Annotated in this window: 17 protein-coding genes; 2 read left to right on the top strand and 15 right to left on the bottom strand. The window is 48.4% G+C overall.

Annotation, left to right across the window (positions count from 1 at the left end; translation table 11 throughout):
- Positions 1 to 42: 42 nt before the first annotated feature.
- From ACKFKH_RS32905 to ACKFKH_RS32880, 6 genes are all read right to left on the bottom strand, one after another.
- The gene (locus ACKFKH_RS32905) at positions 43 to 186 is read right to left on the bottom strand and encodes an NAD-dependent epimerase/dehydratase family protein (RefSeq protein ID WP_446862614.1); all 144 of its coding nucleotides are present in this window, start codon (positions 184 to 186) and stop codon (positions 43 to 45) included.
- Positions 187 to 272: 86 nt separating this feature from the next.
- Positions 273 to 788 (bottom strand): DUF1579 domain-containing protein, encoded by a 516-nt coding sequence (locus tag ACKFKH_RS32900; protein ID WP_446862613.1) that lies wholly within the window; start codon positions 786 to 788, stop codon positions 273 to 275.
- A 67-nt stretch (positions 789 to 855) separates the two neighbouring features.
- A complete protein-coding gene (locus ACKFKH_RS32895; protein WP_446862612.1) occupies positions 856 to 1,266 on the bottom strand; it encodes a VOC family protein in 411 nt (136 codons plus the stop codon).
- Positions 1,267 to 1,327: 61 nt separating this feature from the next.
- The gene (locus tag ACKFKH_RS32890) at positions 1,328 to 1,681 is read right to left on the bottom strand and encodes a YciI family protein (protein WP_446862611.1); all 354 of its coding nucleotides are present in this window, start codon (positions 1,679 to 1,681) and stop codon (positions 1,328 to 1,330) included.
- Positions 1,682 to 1,684: 3 nt separating this feature from the next.
- On the bottom strand, positions 1,685 to 2,176 hold the full coding sequence (locus ACKFKH_RS32885; RefSeq protein WP_446862610.1) for a VOC family protein: 492 nt from the start codon (positions 2,174 to 2,176) through the stop codon (positions 1,685 to 1,687).
- Between the two features lie 46 nt (positions 2,177 to 2,222).
- Positions 2,223 to 2,795 (bottom strand): dihydrofolate reductase family protein, encoded by a 573-nt coding sequence (locus ACKFKH_RS32880; protein ID WP_446862609.1) that lies wholly within the window; start codon positions 2,793 to 2,795, stop codon positions 2,223 to 2,225.
- 237 nt (positions 2,796 to 3,032) lie between these two features.
- On the opposite strand from ACKFKH_RS32880, the gene ACKFKH_RS32875 reads away from it, so the two are divergent.
- Complete coding sequence (locus ACKFKH_RS32875; RefSeq protein WP_446862608.1) at positions 3,033 to 4,307, top strand: RNA polymerase sigma factor; 1,275 nt, start codon at positions 3,033 to 3,035, stop codon at positions 4,305 to 4,307.
- Here ACKFKH_RS32875 and ppsA read toward each other — a convergent pair.
- The 9 genes from ppsA to ACKFKH_RS32830 all read right to left on the bottom strand — a co-directional run bounded on the left by ppsA (position 4,276) and on the right by ACKFKH_RS32830 (position 12,163).
- Positions 4,276 to 7,278: a phosphoenolpyruvate synthase gene (gene ppsA, locus ACKFKH_RS32870; RefSeq protein WP_446862607.1), complete on the bottom strand. Its 3,003-nt coding sequence runs from the start codon at positions 7,276 to 7,278 to the stop codon at positions 4,276 to 4,278. The genes ACKFKH_RS32875 and ppsA overlap by 32 nt on opposite strands.
- Positions 7,279 to 7,313: 35 nt before the next feature.
- On the bottom strand, positions 7,314 to 7,766 hold the full coding sequence (gene aac(6'), locus ACKFKH_RS32865) for an aminoglycoside 6'-N-acetyltransferase (protein WP_446862606.1): 453 nt from the start codon (positions 7,764 to 7,766) through the stop codon (positions 7,314 to 7,316).
- 7 nt (positions 7,767 to 7,773) lie between these two features.
- Positions 7,774 to 8,193, bottom strand: a complete 420-nt coding sequence (locus ACKFKH_RS32860; RefSeq protein WP_446862605.1) for a GNAT family N-acetyltransferase — start codon at positions 8,191 to 8,193, stop codon at positions 7,774 to 7,776.
- A 53-nt stretch (positions 8,194 to 8,246) separates the two neighbouring features.
- Positions 8,247 to 8,369 (bottom strand): hypothetical protein, encoded by a 123-nt coding sequence (locus tag ACKFKH_RS32855; protein WP_446862604.1) that lies wholly within the window; start codon positions 8,367 to 8,369, stop codon positions 8,247 to 8,249.
- An 18-nt stretch (positions 8,370 to 8,387) separates the two neighbouring features.
- The gene (locus tag ACKFKH_RS32850; RefSeq protein WP_446862603.1) at positions 8,388 to 8,780 is read right to left on the bottom strand and encodes a VOC family protein; all 393 of its coding nucleotides are present in this window, start codon (positions 8,778 to 8,780) and stop codon (positions 8,388 to 8,390) included.
- 69 nt (positions 8,781 to 8,849) lie between these two features.
- Positions 8,850 to 9,689, bottom strand: coding sequence for a DUF6597 domain-containing transcriptional factor (locus ACKFKH_RS32845; RefSeq protein WP_446862602.1), 840 nt, complete (start codon positions 9,687 to 9,689; stop codon positions 8,850 to 8,852).
- 37 nt (positions 9,690 to 9,726) lie between these two features.
- Positions 9,727 to 10,320 carry an AAA family ATPase gene (locus ACKFKH_RS32840; RefSeq protein ID WP_446862601.1) on the bottom strand — a complete coding sequence of 198 codons (594 nt, stop codon included), beginning with the start codon at positions 10,318 to 10,320 and terminating at the stop codon, positions 9,727 to 9,729.
- A gap of 145 nt (positions 10,321 to 10,465) precedes the next feature.
- On the bottom strand, positions 10,466 to 11,215 hold the full coding sequence (locus tag ACKFKH_RS32835; protein ID WP_446862600.1) for a class I SAM-dependent methyltransferase: 750 nt from the start codon (positions 11,213 to 11,215) through the stop codon (positions 10,466 to 10,468).
- 54 nt (positions 11,216 to 11,269) lie between these two features.
- Positions 11,270 to 12,163 carry an aminoglycoside phosphotransferase family protein gene (locus ACKFKH_RS32830; RefSeq protein ID WP_446862599.1) on the bottom strand — a complete coding sequence of 298 codons (894 nt, stop codon included), beginning with the start codon at positions 12,161 to 12,163 and terminating at the stop codon, positions 11,270 to 11,272.
- 126 nt (positions 12,164 to 12,289) lie between these two features.
- Here ACKFKH_RS32830 and ACKFKH_RS32825 point away from each other — a divergent pair, with 126 nt between their 5' ends.
- Complete coding sequence (locus tag ACKFKH_RS32825) at positions 12,290 to 12,796, top strand: GNAT family N-acetyltransferase (RefSeq protein WP_446862598.1); 507 nt, start codon at positions 12,290 to 12,292, stop codon at positions 12,794 to 12,796.
- Positions 12,797 to 12,878 lie beyond the last annotated feature (82 nt).

Here is a 12,878-nt window from a genome sequence, read left to right as displayed (position 1 = left end):
AGTTCATTAGATCTCAACTTCTGACCTTTGACACAATTTATTTTACAATCCCCAGATAGAACCAATGGTACGGGTAAAGTCCGTCTTGATCAGATCAATGCCAACGACATCATGCTGGGTGTTTTGTAAGGTACGAACCAACGCTTCACCCAAATGCCCCGCACTGCCTGTAACCAAGATTTTCATACCCATACCAATTCGTTGTCGTGGATTCACGCTGCGATCGTCAATATTCTGTGTGCCTCAGTTCACTTCTTCTAAGGTGGCTTGCGCTATCGTTGCCGCTGATGGTTTATGGTCATGAAGTGATGCCACTGCCCGTCATCGCTCAATGCATGAGAAGTCATGATCCGGTGATCGTCGCTTTTGAATTCGATCACATCTTTGTATTTTGCCATCTTTCCATCGCCCGTCATGGCTGGGCCCTCGGAATAGAGCGTGAGCATCGTTTCATCTGCGCTCAGTTCACCTTCGTATTGCCAAAGATAAGTCATCATTGACCCAATCCAGGTGCCCACGTATCGCTGTTGCTGCGGGTCATAACCAAGCGTCACTAGAGTTGTCGCATGACCACATCCTGGCATCTCACCTTGCCCCTCAGCGAGTACCCAAAGTTCACCGATCGATCGCACATGCTCAGTTCCCGTTGCTTTTTCGGGAGGCTGATCTGATCCCATTGTTACTTCGGTTTCATACGTCCACTCGCCGACAAGTTTTTGAAGCCACTGATGTTCCTTTTGTGGTTCATTATGCAGGGTTGAGTCTTGTTGGGTTTGAGTTGTCTCCATTGTTTTATCTCCATTTAATGAATCATTGTGGAGGTGCAATCCACCTCAGTTCCTAAAAGATGACGAGTCAAGCATCCTTCTCGCAGTTCATCATCCACGGCGTACCAAATTGATCGACTAACATCCCGAATCGAAACGCCCAGAAAGTTTGCTCAAAGGGCATCCTGACGATCCCGTTTTCTGCTAGAGCGTAAAAAATCCGTTCTGCCTCAACAGGTTCGTCAATGCTGATCTGCACATAGAAGCCTTGAGGGGGTTCAAAATAGCTCGGTGGACTATCTGATCCCATCAAGAGACGCTCACCTAAATCGAGGCAAACGTGCATGATCTTGTCGTGCCATTCAACGGGCACCTGTTCTGCTGAGGGGGCTTCCTTGTGAGTCATCATCATGACAATTTTGCCGCCGAAACAGTGTTCATAAAACTTGAACGCTGCTTCACAGTTGCCGTTGAACATGAGGTAAGGATTGAGTTTCATGACGTACTCCTTTTGCTTCAGGAATTGAATTAAAGATTGAGTGTGAAAGCGGCTTGAGATGTTAGTTTGGCAAGCCTGCAACCTCGATGACTGGGCGAATTTCGACCGTGCCGACTTTTGCTCCAGGAATCTGAGTGGCGATCGCGATCGCTTCATCAAGATCCTGGGCATCAATCAAGAAAAACCCGCCGAGTTGTTCGCGCGTTTCAGCAAACGGCCCGTCAGTCACAAGACTTTTACCGTTGCGAACCTGGACACTCGTGGCTGTTGCGATCGAGTGGAGCGGGGCAGTAGAGAGAAACTGTCCCTTAGCATGGAGGGCTTGAGCAAGCTGTGCGGATTCTGCATAACAGCGTTCTCGTTCGATTTCACTCAAAGCATCTTCTGCCATGTAAATTAGCAGGATATATTTCATCGATTAATCTCCCTCGTTCTGGTTGTAGGCTTGCTGCAAGCGAGCAATATCAATCTTGTTCATTGTGAACATGGCTTGCATGACGCGGGTTGCTTTGTCAACATCATTGTCCTTGAGCATTTCCGGGAGCGATCGCGGCACAATTTGCCAAGACAGTCCGAACTTGTCTTTCAGCCAGCCACATTGACTTTCACTTCCCCCTGCGGACAACTTGCTCCACAGCGTGTCAACTTCTTCTTGTGTTTCGCAGTCCACACTGAGGGAAATGGCTTCGGTGAATGGAAATTCTGATCCGCCGTTGAGTGCCTGAAATTGCTGCCCTTCAATCTCAAAGAGCAGGGTCAGCACTTTGCCTTTGTGTTCGGGCATGGCATCGCCGTAGTGCGAAACCTCCAAAATCTTGCTGTTCTTGAAAATACTCAGGTAGTAGTTGACCGCTTCTTCCGCATTAAAGTTAAACCAGAGGCAAGGGGTGATTTTCTGTGTGGTTGTCATGATGATTTCCTTTTTTAGCAGGATGGAAATGGTTTTACCAAAAAGGCTATTGGGGTTCGTAAGTGTTAACCACAATGCCGTCTGTGTAAGCAGTAGAGTTTGTTAGCTTCAGAGGCTCGCGACCTGGAAACACCCGCATCCCGTTCCCGATCGCCACAGGGTTGACAAAGAGATTCAACTCGTCAATCAACCTGTTTTCGAGCAGTGAGGAGACAAACGTTGCGCCGCCATACACGAGGATATCTTTGCCCGATTGACTCTTGAGGTGGTTGATCGCTTCAACGATCGAACCATTTTCTACTCGGACATTCTGCCCATCCACTCGGTCAACAGTCTTACTGAACACCACTTTGGGAATGCTCACCATTTTTTGAGCGAACGAGTACTCAGGGCTGTTTGGTTGAGTTGTCACCTGCTCCCAGTACTTGATAAAACCCTCGGTCATTTTCCTGCCGAGCAAAATCGTGTCGCTCGTATCCGTGAGATAGTTGATGAAAGAATGGAGTCTTTCATCCGAGGTCGAATCCAACTGACCCAGGGCCATCCAGTCTAATTGACCCTCTGAGCCTGCAACAAAACCGTCAACGGTAATTTGCATTTGCAGTTTGAGTTTTCTCATGCTTCCTCCAGGGTTGATTTGTCTCGTTTCATATCAATTGCCCCTTTTGTGTTCCTCTATCAGTGAGTCGAACGGCGTTGACTCAGATCGACACCTCACAGAAAACTTTTATCATCGAATGCGATCAAATGTACTATATAATACGATCGAGTTTCACCTCCGTTGCTTCCCTTTGTCAATCAGTCGAACGGAGACCGCTCAGATCGACACCTTGCCCAAAAATTTTGATGATTCGGTATGAACTCAAACGCAAAGTCAGATGTCACCCAAGCAATCACCTCCGTTTATCGTGCTGAATGGGGTCGAATTATCGCCACGCTGATCCGGTTATTGGGAGATTTCGATGTGGCTGAAGAAGCGGCACAGGAAGCCTTTATCGCCGCTGTGAATCAGTGGCACTCTAGCGGCATTCCAGATCTTCCTCGTGCCTGGATCATCCGAACTGCCCGATACAAAGCGATCGATCGCCTCCGCCGCCGAACCCGACTGACCGAAAAACTGGAATGGTACGCTGCATCGGGGTTAATTCCATCAAGCGAGGAACCGACCTACGATAGTGATGAAATTCCCGACGATCGACTTAGGCTGATCTTCACCTGCTGTCATCCGGCATTAGCGATCGAGGCTCAGGTGGCGCTGACGCTGCGAATGTTGGGCGGACTGGAAACCGATGAGATTGCCCGCGCCTTTCTTGTACCCCCAACAACGATGGCACAACGGTTAGTCCGTGCCAAGCGCAAGATTCGAGATGCAGGGATTCCATACAGTGTGCCAGATCTGTCTCACCTGCCTGAGCGAGTTGATGCAGTGCTGACGGTGATTTATTTGATTTTTAACGAAGGGTATGCTGCGACAAAAGGCGAACTGGTGAGGGCCGATCTGTGTGCCGAAGCCATCCGGCTGGGGAAACTGGTGCGGAAATTAATGACACCGCAACCGCCCGCAGGAGTGACCGCACTCGTTGCACTCATGCTGCTACACGACGCTCGACGCGATGCCCGTCTTGATGCGGCAGGCGATCTCGTTTTGCTCGAAGATCAGGATCGCTCTCGTTGGAATCAACGCCAAATTGGTGAGGCACTCCCGCTAGTTGAGGAAGCGCTGCGGGGCGAACCGAGTCCGTTCGCTGTACAAGCTGCGATCGCTGCCCTCCATTGTCAAGCCGCACGAGCAGAAGAGACGGACTGGGCGCAGATTGTTCGGCTCTATGATGTCCTGGAGCGCTTACAACCTTCCGCGATCGTGTCCTTGAATCGGGCGGTTGCGATTGCCTTCAGCAACAGCGAAGCTCCCGCGATGGTCGAGAGTCCTCAAGCGGCACTGGAACTCATTGATGCACTTGCCCCTGAACTCGACGATTACCATCTGTTTCACGCCGCACGAGCCGATTTACTGCGTCGGGTTGGAGCCTTAGAAGCCGCCGCCCAAAGCTACATGCAAGCACTCGCACTTGTCACGAATGAGAGCGAACGTCGGTTTCTCAATCGTCGGCTGCGCGAAGTTCAGTCTTAACGTCTTGAGTTAGGATTTCTACATACCCTTCTGTTCCCTGTACACGGATTCGTTGCCCATCTTTGATCAGTTTGGTCGCATTTTCGACTCCCACAACGGCTGGTAAGCCATATTCACGGGCGATCACTGCTCCATGCGTCATCAGTCCACCCACTTCGGTGACGAGACCTTTGATGGAGACAAATAAGGGTGTCCAGCTAGGGTCAGTGAAGCAGGTGACTAAGATATCTCCATCTTCTAGATCGGCATCTTCCATGTTGAGGATGACCCGTGCGCGTCCTTCTATCACTCCGGCAGAAACAGGTAGACCTACAATCGCTTTAGCTGGGAGATTTTCTCGCTTGTACTCCCCTGCAATGATTTCGCCATCAGACGTGATTACCCGTGGAGGAGTTAGTTTTTCATGTAGTTTGTACTCGTCTTTTCGTTTGTTGATAATTTGGTGATCCAGTTTATTTGTGAGTACGACTTCGCGAAGTTCTTCAAAAGTGAGGTAGTAAATATCTTCTTTTTCAAGAATCACGTTTGCTTGTACGAGTGGTTCAGCTTCTTTCAGCAGAGCCTGCTTATAAACTAAGTAGCGATTAACCATGCCGTATTTTGGATATTCCCGATAACCGATGAAATTTCGGATCAGGTCGATCATTCGTTTTGTTTCTTTGACTTTCTGTTCACCCTCCCGTAATAGCTGCAATCGTTCTAATAACTCCTGTTCTTTGCTCAAAGCCTGCTGTCGTCCTTGCTCAAATTTGCGATCGCTTTCACTAGGCTCAAAGTTCTTGATATGACTGAGAATGATGGGGATGAGTGTCGTTGGTTTCTCGCTCCAACGGGTTCTAGTAATGTCGATCTCACCTGCACATCGCATTCCGTATTTGTTGAGAAAAGCAGCGATCGCGTCCCTGGTCTCCTGTCCACCCTCAAACTGAATCAGTTCATCCAGAAAGTTGTCATCTTCTACACGTTGTAAATACTCCATTACTTCTGGATAAGGACGAATCACATCTGCGACATCCAATAGCGCCAGACCCATTTCCGAAGTGATATTGTTTGGCACAGATTGAGAAAGTGTGTCTGCGGCGTTTTTTTCCCCTAACCATTCGTTCATTTTTTCATTGATCCATAATGAAGCATTCATAGCAGTCATGATCACACCAAAACTTTGTGGATCAGATAGTATCTTCTTTAATTGCTGGATATCTTCCAGAATAAAATCAAATAAATCTGATCCTGATTTCGATTGGATATTTTGTTTTAACTCGTCTATTAAGGTTTGACTACGCTGAATCAAATCAGCAACGATCGCCGAATCGTATTCATTTAGTGTTTGAAAATCTGCAACCGACCTCCCTTGATTGCTTTCACCAGCACTCTGTTCTTGCTGATCAGGCAACGATTTGATAAAGTCTCCCCGCTCTATAAGGGTCGTCAGTGCGTCTTTGATAAGCGGATCGGCTTTTCCCAGGACATTTGATATCGTTTCTCTGCCAGCAGGTGAAGCCAGCATATCTGTAACATCAACAAACAACCTTCCACCAGCGTTAAACATCGGTCGCGCGGCTGTTAACTGCCACAAAGAGATTCCCAATGGTTTCATGGCATCGGTCATCATTTGTTGGTGACCGACAGAGACATAGACATGATTTTCTCGATCGTTCGCTTCAGGAATCGGAAATAAAGTCGTGATTGGACGACTCTGAACAATGTAAAACGTATCATTAACCAAACACCATTCGATGTCTTGGGGACAGCCGAAATTTTCTACAATCTTCCTGCCTATGCACAACGCCTTGAGTCTATTTCGCTGCAACGTGTGTTGGGAAGTTCCCGGCGAGAATTTTGCCTGAGCGTTCTCGGTCTTGCTGATCATCGACTCAAACGCGCGGAGGGTTTCTTGTAAATCGTCCCGTGTGAAATTATCCGTATCGTTAGTCTCCTTGTTCATCAGTGCAGACGCACGGTGTAACGCTTTGAGGTTGTCTCGTATCGTCGTATGTTGCCACGTTCCCGGCACCAGTTTCTGCTGTGCTTTTTCAGACTTGCTGATTAGTGAAGCTATCGGTCGAAGTGCTTCCTGCAATTCGTCTGTTGTGTAGTCGCGACCGAAATGTTCCTCAATCCTTCTGCCGATGCGCTCAAGCTGTAAAATCTGCTCATCCGTCAGCGCTTGCCGATTCTGTCTTTCAGGTTCAATCTCCTGTTCTTTCGTACCGCCATCTTTTAAGGCATAAATCGCCAGTTTCTTGGTGGATATCCTCTTATCGATAACCTTGCCGTTACACACTTTATAGTTATCAGCATTCATCAGCCCAGAGACCAAAGCCTCACCCAGTCCAAAGCTGGCATCAATGGATAACACTTTCCTGCTACAAGTGACGGGATCGGCTGTAAACAAAATTCCTGATGCCTGTGGGAAGACCATCTTTTGAACAACTATGGACATCTGAACTTTACGGTGGTCAAAGCCGTTTTGAAGGCGGTAAATGATTGCCCGATCGGTAAATAGTGATGCCCAGCACTTGCTGATATGCTTTAGGATTGCCTCTCTTCCGATAATGTTCAAATACGTATCCTGCTGACCTGCAAAGGAGGCGGTTGGTAAATCCTCGGCAGTTGCGCTGGATCGTACTGCACAGGCATTTTTCTCACCCATCCTGGAGAGGGCGTGGGTGATCTCTTTATTAATGTCTTCAGGGATAGCTATTGCTTCGATGACCCTGCGAATCTCACTACTCAGTTCAGCGATTTTATCCCGGTCTTCCACCTTGAGAACCGATAACTGATCCAGTAATTCGTGAATCGACGGCGTTTCCCCAATGATTCTTTTAAAGGCTTCAGTAGAAATACAAAAGCCATCCGGTACACGGATTCCTTCAATCTTGGAAAGTTCTCCTAGGTTTGCGCCTTTACCCCCAACAACTGTGAGTTTCGTTTTGTCAATATCTTGAAAACGGAGCACAAATGAACTCATCAGGTTCCCTCCTTTGGCAATTCATACTTTGATAATTAGTTGGGTAAACCAACTGACTTAATGAAAAATACAACTCGTTCCACTTCTCGAAATCCGACTTTTGCATAGAATTCATGGCTTGCAGGATTATCTAGAAGGGCATCCAAAGCAAGTTCGATACATCCCTGTTCACGCGCCCACTGCTCGGCATACCGAATAAGCGTTCTACCGACATCTTGATTGCGGTATTCAGCTTTGACATAGATTCCTTCTATGTAGGCTACAGGGCTTTTAGTTGCGTCTGGAACATAATCAGAGCGTAGCGATAGATTCATAAACGCGATCGCACAGCCCTGATCATCCCTAACCAAAATGCCTTGTTCTCGATCAGAATGCAGAAGATTAGTGAGACTCACTTCCATTTCGGCAGAAGAGTAATCCGACCATAGCTCCAGTGCTAAGCTTAGCCACTCTTGAAAACTATCCTGGGTAACTTTGCAAATTTCCATTTTGAGATTATTTTTCCTTTGCTTGTCGATCGCGGAACATCTCCATCAAAAAATTGCGAAACCCTAGCTTTGAGTAGAAAGGAGCATTCCAGGGAATGTCTCGAAAGGTTGATAACCATACGATCGCATAGCCCTGCTGTTTTGCCCAAGCACACACCGTATTCACTAATGCCGAGCCAATCCCTCTCTGCCCGTGCTCAGGGGTAACATCGATTTGCTGAAGGTAGAGCGTGCCATCCACTTCACAAGCGATCGCATACCCAACGACTGCTTCATACTGATCCACCGCAACCCACACCCGTCCTGCTTGAAATTGCTGCTGCACAACCTCTAGTGGTAATGGATCAGCATCCACCAAAAAGGCAGACAGCAGTAGTAATTCTTCAGCGCGAGCAGAGCGGATGTGATAGCCCGATTCAAGAGCCATTGTGGGCAATTCGCAAATATGATTCTGATCGCGTCTAATGTTCATTGAAAATCTCACTTTGTCGATCGCGGGTAAAGCCTTGCCATCCCTTGTGGTTCATGCACATACTTACCCGCCTGTGAAGGTTGGTAAATCTCTATGTTTGATGTTTCGCCCATAAAAAAGTTGTGTTTCATTCTAGCGCCTTTAAATGGTCAGGCAACTGGCTTGGTTATCCATTGGACGAGTTGAATGACAACACCGTTTGGATCTGTGACTTGAAAGAACCGCTCTCCCCAAGGTTCTGTTTCGATCGAGGTTGTAATTGCCACACCTTCTGCTTGGATTCGGGCGTATTCCGCATCAATATCATCCACGACAAAAACAATGAGTAGCCCATCCACTCGATGTCCGCACATATGAATCGGTTTGAAGGTTTCCAGTCCAGTGCGGAGAAAGATCAGGTTAAAGCCAGCATCCGGTCTAGAGAGCGATACAAAGCCATCGGCGGACATCTCTTCATAGAAGCCAAAATGTTGCTTAATGAAGGTCGCCGATGCGGTGACATCATCGACATTGAGTGAGATCGCGGAAGCCGTAATCTGCATAAATTACCTTGGTACAAACTAATAAATTATGATGCAGGATTGATCGGCAAGGATTGTAAAAAAATGACCTTAATCAAGCAAAACCACATGGCAGGGATGAAAGCCACGTTGTGCCAGGTATTCAGTGGGCGTGCAATTAGCAAACGTCCGAAAATCATGAATAAAATGTGACTGATCGAAATAACCACAGGCGATCGCAATGTCCGCCCAATCAACCTGATCTTTGCCGGATGCTAGGTCAAGGGCTTGCTGTAAGCGTCGAACCCGACAAAATAGCTTAGGAGTTAGCCCCACTTGATCTCGGAATAGTTGGTTGAAATGGCGGGCACTGAAGCCAATTTTATCGGTGACTTCGCTCACTCTGGTGGTTGGATCTCTCCTAAACTCTTGCAATGCCATCGCGATCGCGGCATGTCGATCAAGCGGTTTCATCACCATCAGCAAAAATTGCTCCAAAACCTCAAAGCGGCTTGCTACGGTTGGCAATGCTAGAAGACGATTGCGCAGTTCAGTCGCCCGACCCTGCCATAATTCATTTAATGAAATTCTCTGGTTGTGCAACTCCCCCGCAGGCAACGTAAAAAATGGGGCATTGCCTCCCGGTTTGAAATGTACGCCCATCATCGATATCTTGCTGTCATTGTTGATAATGAAGCTTTCAGAATGGGTACCGCAAATCATCACGCCGTTGGTACTGCCGATTTGCGGTTGCCTTCGGCACAGCAAAGCTGAACGACGATCGCGATCAAATAGTGGAATCTTATCTTCATGTAGATTGATCACCAATTCCATCGAACCGATCGGCAACAATCGAGACTGCGCTTTAGGTAAGTTCTCACCTTCTCGACTCCAGAGCAATTCAACAAATTGCGAGAGCGGCGGTCTCACTTGGTAAGTCTGATAAATCATATGGTTTTACCAGTCGATCAACACTAACAGATGATCTTTAAGCTACCGTACCAACCCAAAAATTGAGTCGCACAGCTATCCGTTTTAGAGGACGTAAGAGCGGATGCCAAGGAGGTGAGAGAGCAAGACCTGTGGAATAAGCAATTTCCTCTGCAACCGCTTCAATCGGTTTTCCCTCGGTATTGAGATGAGCTGCGAACTTTTCGTCTGACAAAGCGTTCAAGCATCGATCCAGGTGACGCGCCCCCCAAGAGTTGCTGCCATCACCGCGCCATCGCAACCGACGCAGAATCGTCTCGCGAGAAGCCAATAAAGTAAAGTGATACACCTGTAGTCCCTCTAGACGCAATGCCCCGACGATTTGCTCATAGTAGAGCGGATTGACGACTGTCATCGGAACAATGATGACTCCTGAGAAGTTTTCAGCAACGTATCGCAAACTTTTGTAAGTAAACTCACGCCAGACGGGATGATCCTGAAAGTCTCGATGCATTTCTAACGGCACAATTTTGCGAATAGAGAAGCCAATTTGCTCAGGATCGAACACAAAACTACCCGGAATGCGGCTGTGTAGCTCAAAGGCAGTCTGGGTTTTGCCAACTCCGAAGGCTCCATTCAACCAAATAATCATCAGCAATCGCAATTTTCGCAGATCGACTACAACCTAGCACTGGCTCAACATTGAGTCACGCAAACCAACGCTCTGAGAACATTGCCTCGATCGCCAAGAGTAATCTCGAAACGAGCTACTACCTCTGGGAGATTTTGAGTCTCTGTTATCCAGCACTACGACGACCCACAACGATTGGTTGATGCAGAATTCCATCCAAACGCTGGACATCTGTAAAGCCGACTTCTCGAAAAAGAGCCATCAGCCGATCGACGGTAATTGCATAGTAGCGGGATAAACCAGCCGTAACACGAGCAGGAACGCCTTCTCTGATTTCCCGCACGAAGTACATCGCAACATCGTAAGCATCGCCACTCCAATCCCGCGTTTGAAACACAAAGTAACGATCGCTGCCGTCATAGCGGAATCCATATTCCCACATTTGTGGGGACGATCGATCTTCATCCGCCCGATAATCACGAAGGCTCACGATCGCCACGCCATCTTGCCTCAAGCACCTGTAGAACCCCTGGAGCGCAACTCGGATCTCATCTTCGCCAGGGAGATGGGGCAGAGAGTTGTCAGCACTTAACACGACATCAAATCCAGAACCATGAATTTCGGCACAGTGACGCATATCTGCTACTTTGAACGTCACGTCAAGTCCGCGTGTTGCTGCTTCTTTGCGCGCCCGATTAACCGCTGCTGTTGATAAATCACATGTCGTTACCTGATGTCCGAGGGCTGCGAGTCCCAGGGTTTGCGTCCCGATGCCGCAGGAAACATCAAGAATGGAGAGGGGTGCTGAACCGACGAAATTGCTAACGACCCCGTTCAATGCTTCCCCCTGCTGTTTGATGGCTTCGTCCCAATTCGGGTAAACCAGGTGATAAAGACTGGCGATTTCGTCGTACATACCAAAATTGACTCCGACTGAACTAAGAACGGTAACACGTTGTCTCCGAGGATTTTATGCAAGTGCTGTGTATCCCAGGTCAGTCAGTACCTCTTTGATCGTGCATTCCGCGAGGGCGACCAATCCAGGGTTTGTCTCAGCATAGTACGGAATAATCAACACGGCTTGGTGGAGCGCATAGCCCCGCGCTCGATTCCAGGTATCGTCGTCTACATCGAGTGCAGCACGAAACACCGATCGCCCAATTGGATTGAAGACACTCCACGCAGCAATAACATCCGCAGCCGGATCACCCACACCGATGCCGCCAAAGTCGATAACCGCCCACAGCCGCCCGCCTTTCACAAGCAGATTCGATCGCAGCAGGTCTGTATGTATCCAGACGGGTCTTCCGTCCCAGAGTGGCGTTTCAAGGGCGCTCTTCCAGGCGAGTGCAACTGCATTGCTGTCAATTACGCCCCGTGATGCTTCGATCGCCGTGCAGGTCACTGCATCGAGTTCGCGGAGTGGTCTACGTCCAGTTCGCGGTGCGCCGAGGGGATCGATGCAGCGGAGTTCGATGAGAAATTGCGCCAAATCAGCAGCCGCCTGACGTTCATCCTGAATTAGGTCATCTCGATATGAATGCCCCTCAAGCCATCGGTAAATTGCCCAAGGAAAGGGATATTCACTCGTCGGCTGACCCTTTGCAACTGGCTCAGGAATAGGCAGCGATAGATGGGGAGCAAGCTTCGGCAGCCAGTCCCACTCTTTCTCGATGTCTCGCGCCCATGACTCCAGGAGCGGGAATCGCGCACAGAGGTGGTTGCCGAGCCGATAAATCGCGTTTACCGTTCCTGTAGACTGGATTGGATGAATTGGCAAATTGGCGAACTGGGGGAACTGTGCAGCCACCAACCGTTTGACGAGAAACTCATCAATATCGACCTCCCCCTCATGCATCTTCATAGGCTCAAGCATCAATTGGAATGCCACTGATAAAAATTATTGTATTATGCTTGTAGTATAGTACGGCAATTCTAACTTGGCATTGATTGACTTGTTTTCAGGCAGCCAACGCGATGTGCTGACTTTTTGGCATCAACTGGAGTGGATATGGAAGTGCAGATTGAACCTTATGATGCTCAACACCTCGATGCTGTTGTTCAGCTTTCGCTGAAAGCTTGGGCTCCAGTGTTTGAGTCGATTCAGAACGCGATGGACGCTGAAGTATACCAGGCATTTTATTCCGATGGTTGGCGGATAAGCCAGCAAAAGGCAGTCGAAGAGGTCTGTACTGCGGAGGATACTCATGTGTGGGTTGCGATTGATGCAGAATCTCCGGTAGGCTTTATCGCCGTTAAACTCCACTCAGAGGACGGCATGGGTGAAATCTATATGGTTGCAGTCGATCCAGACGTTCAAGGTCAAGGCATTGGCAGTGTTCTGATCGAATTCGCGCTCTCCTGGATGAAAGAAGCTGGAATGTCGGTTGCAATGGTCGAAACCGGAGGCGATCCGGGTCATGCTCCTGCCCGTCGTACCTATGAAAAAGCAGGCTTTGGACTGTTCCCGATCGCTCGATATTTCAAGAAGCTTTAGCTGCCGATCGCACTCAATTTCGATCGGTTAGGGACTTGCCAAGAAATAGAATCCCGGTCATTCTAGGGGAGAAGAGTTCCCT

It is taken from the genome of Phormidesmis sp. 146-20, assembly GCF_052939475.1.
This window is presented reverse-complemented; position numbering and strand designations above follow the sequence as displayed.

Bases quoted from the DNA above. Each gene is read 5' to 3' on its own strand.
- ACKFKH_RS32905 (WP_446862614.1), bottom strand. From the start codon at position 186: ATGAAAATCTTGGTTACAGGCAGTGCGGGGCATTTGGGTGAAGCGTTG.
- ACKFKH_RS32900 (WP_446862613.1), bottom strand. From the start codon at position 788: ATGGAGACAACTCAAACCCAACAAGACTCAACCCTGCATAATGAACCA.
- ACKFKH_RS32895 (WP_446862612.1), bottom strand. From the start codon at position 1,266: ATGAAACTCAATCCTTACCTCATGTTCAACGGCAACTGTGAAGCAGCG.
- ACKFKH_RS32890 (WP_446862611.1), bottom strand. From the start codon at position 1,681: ATGAAATATATCCTGCTAATTTACATGGCAGAAGATGCTTTGAGTGAA.
- ACKFKH_RS32885 (WP_446862610.1), bottom strand. From the start codon at position 2,176: ATGACAACCACACAGAAAATCACCCCTTGCCTCTGGTTTAACTTTAAT.
- ACKFKH_RS32880 (WP_446862609.1), bottom strand. From the start codon at position 2,795: ATGAGAAAACTCAAACTGCAAATGCAAATTACCGTTGACGGTTTTGTT.
- ACKFKH_RS32875 (WP_446862608.1), top strand. From the start codon at position 3,033: ATGAACTCAAACGCAAAGTCAGATGTCACCCAAGCAATCACCTCCGTT.
- ppsA (WP_446862607.1), bottom strand. From the start codon at position 7,278: ATGAGTTCATTTGTGCTCCGTTTTCAAGATATTGACAAAACGAAACTC.
- ACKFKH_RS32860 (WP_446862605.1), bottom strand. From the start codon at position 8,193: ATGGCTCTTGAATCGGGCTATCACATCCGCTCTGCTCGCGCTGAAGAA.
- ACKFKH_RS32855 (WP_446862604.1), bottom strand. From the start codon at position 8,369: ATGAAACACAACTTTTTTATGGGCGAAACATCAAACATAGAGATTTAC.
- ACKFKH_RS32850 (WP_446862603.1), bottom strand. From the start codon at position 8,780: ATGCAGATTACGGCTTCCGCGATCTCACTCAATGTCGATGATGTCACC.
- ACKFKH_RS32845 (WP_446862602.1), bottom strand. From the start codon at position 9,689: ATGATTTATCAGACTTACCAAGTGAGACCGCCGCTCTCGCAATTTGTT.
- ACKFKH_RS32840 (WP_446862601.1), bottom strand. From the start codon at position 10,320: ATGATTATTTGGTTGAATGGAGCCTTCGGAGTTGGCAAAACCCAGACT.
- ACKFKH_RS32835 (WP_446862600.1), bottom strand. From the start codon at position 11,215: ATGTACGACGAAATCGCCAGTCTTTATCACCTGGTTTACCCGAATTGG.
- ACKFKH_RS32830 (WP_446862599.1), bottom strand. From the start codon at position 12,163: ATGAAGATGCATGAGGGGGAGGTCGATATTGATGAGTTTCTCGTCAAA.